General features: G+C 47.2%; 4 protein-coding genes and 1 pseudogene. All 5 read left to right on the top strand.

Features of this window, described 5'->3' with window-relative positions; genetic code table 11:
- Positions 1 to 51: 51 nt before the first annotated feature.
- Positions 52 to 267, top strand: a pseudogene (locus H6F93_RS02905) (DDE-type integrase/transposase/recombinase); the annotation flags it as partial.
- A 192-nt stretch (positions 268 to 459) separates the two neighbouring features.
- Positions 460 to 2,163 (top strand): protein adenylyltransferase SelO, encoded by a 1,704-nt coding sequence (locus H6F93_RS02910; RefSeq protein ID WP_190679109.1) that lies wholly within the window; start codon positions 460 to 462, stop codon positions 2,161 to 2,163.
- A 406-nt stretch (positions 2,164 to 2,569) separates the two neighbouring features.
- On the top strand, positions 2,570 to 3,709 hold the full coding sequence (locus tag H6F93_RS02915) for a catalase family protein (RefSeq protein WP_199313447.1): 1,140 nt from the start codon (positions 2,570 to 2,572) through the stop codon (positions 3,707 to 3,709).
- A 35-nt stretch (positions 3,710 to 3,744) separates the two neighbouring features.
- Entirely contained in the window at positions 3,745 to 3,969 is a 225-nt protein-coding gene (locus H6F93_RS02920) for a response regulator (protein ID WP_190641883.1), read from the top strand.
- Between the two features lie 97 nt (positions 3,970 to 4,066).
- A complete protein-coding gene (locus H6F93_RS02925) occupies positions 4,067 to 4,327 on the top strand; it encodes an IS1634 family transposase N-terminal domain-related protein (protein WP_190679112.1) in 261 nt (86 codons plus the stop codon).
- The last annotated feature ends 93 nt before the right edge of the window (positions 4,328 to 4,420 follow it).

Here is a 4,420-nt window from a genome sequence, read left to right on the forward strand (position 1 = left end):
ACGCTCAAAGCGGATGAGGCGATTCATCCAGAGACCCAACTGAGGTAGAGCAAGTATCCCAATAACACTATTGAGCAGGATCATCGGCACATCAAGCGCATTGTGAAACCGATGATGGGATTCAAGTCGTTCAATAGTGCCAGAAGAACTCTGGGTGGGATTGAAGCGATGAATAGGATTCGTAAAGGACAAGTGAATGGAATCGATCAGGGGGATGGTGTCTCTCAAGCCAAATTGATTGATGCGCTCTTTGGAATTGCTGCTTAAGGGAATGCTAACGATACCGCTCGGTTGTCCTTGATAAGTTTTTGCGACACAATCAGGAATTCAAGGTGGTCTGCCTCAATCACCCCCACTAATAAGTCGGTTAGTCTGGAAAGCTTCACATTTAATATGTTAGCCTCTTCAAAGTCCTCAATTAAACATGAATCCTTCCCGACAATATCGGTGCTAGCAACAATGTCATATCCATCTAAACCCTCTGCTGAGCCTTGTGTAACAACCTTCGATGAGTTTGTGCAATTGGCGGATTATTCTCTGATGGATACCTTAAATGCCGATCCTGATGCCACTGGAGATGGTGATGATCACCGAGCCCGCCAGGTTTTTTCTGGTCATTTCGTACCTGTGACACCCACGCCGCTTGCAGACCCAGAATATGTAGCTCATAGCCGCACCTTTTTTAAGGAACTTGGGTTGAGCGATGGACTGGCGCTTAATGAAAAATTTCGCCGTGTATTTTCTGGTGATCTCTCTGCTGCCCACGAGCCGATGCGTCAGGTGGGCTGGGCGACGGGTTATGCCCTGTCGATTTATGGCACCGAATATACCCAACAATGTCTATTTGGTACGGGTAATGGTTATGGCGATGGTCGAGCGATATCTGTATTTGAAGGAATCATCAATGGACAGCGCTGGGAAATGCAATTGAAAGGGGGTGGCCCAACGCCTTATTGCCGGGGTGCCGACGGGCGCGCTGTCCTCCGGTCAAGTGTGCGTGAGTTTCTAGCGCAAGACTATATGCAATCGTTAGGTGTGCCAACATCGCGCTCTTTGATACTGTATGTTTCTAAATCTGAGACCGTTACCCGTCCTTGGTATTCTCAAGATTCCTACTCTATTGACCCTGATGTTTTGGTGGACAATCCTGTAGCCATTTCAACTCGCGTTGCACCCTCCTTTTTGCGCGTTGGTCAGCTAGAGTTATTTGCCCGCCGCACTCGTAGCAATGCTCATCCAAAAGCATTAGAAGAGTTGAGCATGATAGTGTCGCACTTAATTGAGCGAGAGTACAAAAGCGACATTAATCAAAGCCTTGGTTTTGCCGATCAATTAGTTGAGTTGGCTAAGCTATTTCGCCAGCGTCTCACTTCACTGGTGGCTAATTGGCTACGTGTTGGTTATTGCCAGGGTAATTTTAACAGTGACAACTGCGCTGCTGGAGGCTTTACCCTAGACTATGGACCCTTTGGATTTTGTGAAAAATTTGACCCTTGGTTTCAACCTTGGACTGGTGGTGGCGAGCACTTTTCATTCTTCAATCAGCCCATTGCAGCAGAAGCAAATTATTACATGTTTTGGAAAGCAGTGAGACTGCTACTTACAGAAGATGCTGAAGCGTTAGAACAGTTCGACAAAGTAGGTCGCGGCTTTTCAGAAGCCATGCAAAAACAAATCCAAAAAATGTGGGCGGACAAACTTGGCTTGACTGAATATCACCCAAAGATATTTGAAAAATTAATGCAGTTAATGACTGACTCAGAGGTAGATTACACCATTTTCTTCCGCGAGTTATCCCATATACCAGATGATATCTCAGCATTGAAAAAAAGCTTCTACGTTAAAACTTCACCACAACTCGATGAACAATGGCAATCTTGGCTAAAAAGCTGGCGCGACCTCGTCATTAACGACGGTAATTTGGCTGAGATATCAACAAAGATGAAACAGACGAACCCAAAATACACATGGCGAGAGTGGTTGATTGCCCCTGCCTACCAACAAGCCATGCAGGGTGACTATACTTTAGTTAAAGAGTTGCAAGAAGTCCTTAGCTATCCATATGATGAGCAATCACAAGACGTAGAAGATAAATACTATCGTCTAAGACCTAAGGCGTTTTTTAACACGGGTGGCGTGTCGCACTATAGCTGTTCATCTTGAATAGCTGCGTGACAAGCAACTAATCAAACGATTGTACGTAGTTCTAAACTTTTGGCTCAACAAAAAATCAACGGTTTCAGACCATAACTAAACGGTAATTTAATCTAAATCCAGCCCAGGGCTATTGACGGCAAGAGAAGAATGCCAACATCTGTATAATCCTGAAAACGCTTAAAAGCTCTACTTATCAAAGGAGCTAACGATTTGAATGTCTTGAATTCTACAGAAAAGAGAGGTCTAAACATCCGCTCAGCAAAGGTTCTAGCTTTAAAGTGTTTTTGCCGCGTTTGCTAAACAACCGGATTCAATGCGGTCATTGAGAGCGTTTTGCCGTTTTGCCTTCTGAGTCATTTCCTCCTTAAGTAGGATGAAGTGCAGGAGCCAGGAGCAAATCCTTAAACTACAAATGTATAAGTTCAGTTCCCACAGAATCGATCGCTCAATGCTCACCCCCAAACCATACATCCGTTACTCCCAAACTGTAGAAGTCAAGCAACCCGACGAGGAGCGGCTGATTCGCGAAATTGTTGATTCCGTTGCCCGGCAGGGGCAGAAGGTGTTTGACAAGCATCGCCATGCCATGCGGGGGGCTCATGCCAAGAGTCATGGCGGACTGAAGGGGGAACTGAGGATCTACGACAACTTGCCTGCCCATCTCGCGCAGGGATTGTTTTGCCAACCCCGCACTTATCCGGTGATGATTCGCTTCTCAACCGTTCCCGGTGACATCATGCCGGATGGTCTATCTTGCTTTCGCGGCATCGCCATCAAGGTCATTGACGTGGCAGGACCGAAACTCCTGGAGACGGAACCTGATGCCGTAACTCAAGACTTTTTGATGATCAACAGTCCGGTTTTTCCATCGGGCACTATTGCTCGCTTTCTCCCAGAACAGTTGCTCCAGGAAAAGGTTGTGGTCAGTGCCCCAGAGGAGGCACAACAGCTATTCGGAACGGTTGCTCGAATGACCAATGCCGTGACTCAGAAAGTAGGGATTAACCTCTATCCGAGCGCGTTAGGTCTCACCCAACCCGACACTCACATTCTGGGGGAAACCTACTATACCTCTGCTGCCCTGCGCTATGGCGACTACATTGCTAAATTGAGTGTCACTCCCGTCTCTGCCAGCCTTCAGCCGCTCATTGGAAAACGCATTGATACACAGAACGCTTCTGTACTGCGAGATCTAATCGTTGAGTTCTTCCGGCAACAGTCTGCCGAGTATGAACTCCGTGTCCAGCTTTGCACCAATCTGGAGACGATGCCGATCGAGGATGCGTCGATTGAGTGGTCAGAAGGGGAAAGTCCTCACCAGGCGATCGCCAAACTCACAATTGGGATACAGGAGGCATACAGTCCTGCCCGGCAGGTGTACGTAGATGACGTCTTGTCGTTCAACGCCTGGCATTGTATTGCAGAGCATCAGCCCCTGGGATCGATTCAGCGTTTACGCAAGGAAGTCTATGAGGCATCCAGTCGTTACCGTCATCAGATGAACCAGCAGCCCAAGAGGGAACCGCGAAGCATCGAGGAAATGCCGGACTAGGAAACTGCTCTGAACCGGAGTTCTTGCTGCCCTCAATGGGCGCGATCACGATCGGCAAAACGAGTCAGAAGGGGATGGAGTTATCGTCAATTGCCTGCTTGGGTGGATTTCAGATAGAGATAATTGCACTAACAGCTAATGCCAAAGAATCAGATCGAGAGCAAGCGCTTGCAGCAGGTTTTCAGCAGCATTTGGCTAAGCCTGTTGAGCAAAATACGTTACTACAAGCTGTGCTAGAGATGGCTGCCTGTGGAATTTGATGGCAGCACTGACGGAAAGACCTAGAGCAATGCAAGATTTAGAAGTGTAGTGCCTAACTTTTGCTATGATGGATGAAGAGTTAGGCACTACAGAAGCATGTCCTTCATTCGCCGCAAACGAGTTCACAAGCGCACTTCGGAAGGGCAAAAAGACTATTTTTACTACTACTGGGTGGAAAACTACCGGGCTGATGATTGCCTCAAGCCTAAGCAGCGAGTGCTGGATTATCTGGGCACGGCTGATGAGGCGATCGCCAGATTGGAGTCCTCAGAAGCCAATCAGGAGGAGAAAACAAAACTGCTGGCACGACTGCAAAGCCTGATTGGTGAAGAGTTAAGCACTACCCCACAAGTTTGAACGCAACTAGAGAAATGACAATGAATGATGCAGAAAATAATGATCCTCTAAAGTGGAGAGATCAAATCATTGAAAACTATTACAAGCATCCTG

Origin of the sequence: Leptolyngbya sp. FACHB-671, assembly GCF_014695745.1 — a bacterium.
GTDB lineage: Bacteria > Cyanobacteriota > Cyanobacteriia > Elainellales > Elainellaceae > JAAUTN01.

Excerpts from the sequence above, each read along its gene's own strand:
- H6F93_RS02910 (WP_190679109.1), top strand. The coding sequence starts at position 460 with ATGTCATATCCATCTAAACCCTCTGCTGAGCCTTGTGTAACAACCTTC.
- H6F93_RS02915 (WP_199313447.1), top strand. The coding sequence starts at position 2,570 with ATGTATAAGTTCAGTTCCCACAGAATCGATCGCTCAATGCTCACCCCC.
- H6F93_RS02920 (WP_190641883.1), top strand. The coding sequence starts at position 3,745 with ATGGGCGCGATCACGATCGGCAAAACGAGTCAGAAGGGGATGGAGTTA.
- H6F93_RS02925 (WP_190679112.1), top strand. The coding sequence starts at position 4,067 with ATGTCCTTCATTCGCCGCAAACGAGTTCACAAGCGCACTTCGGAAGGG.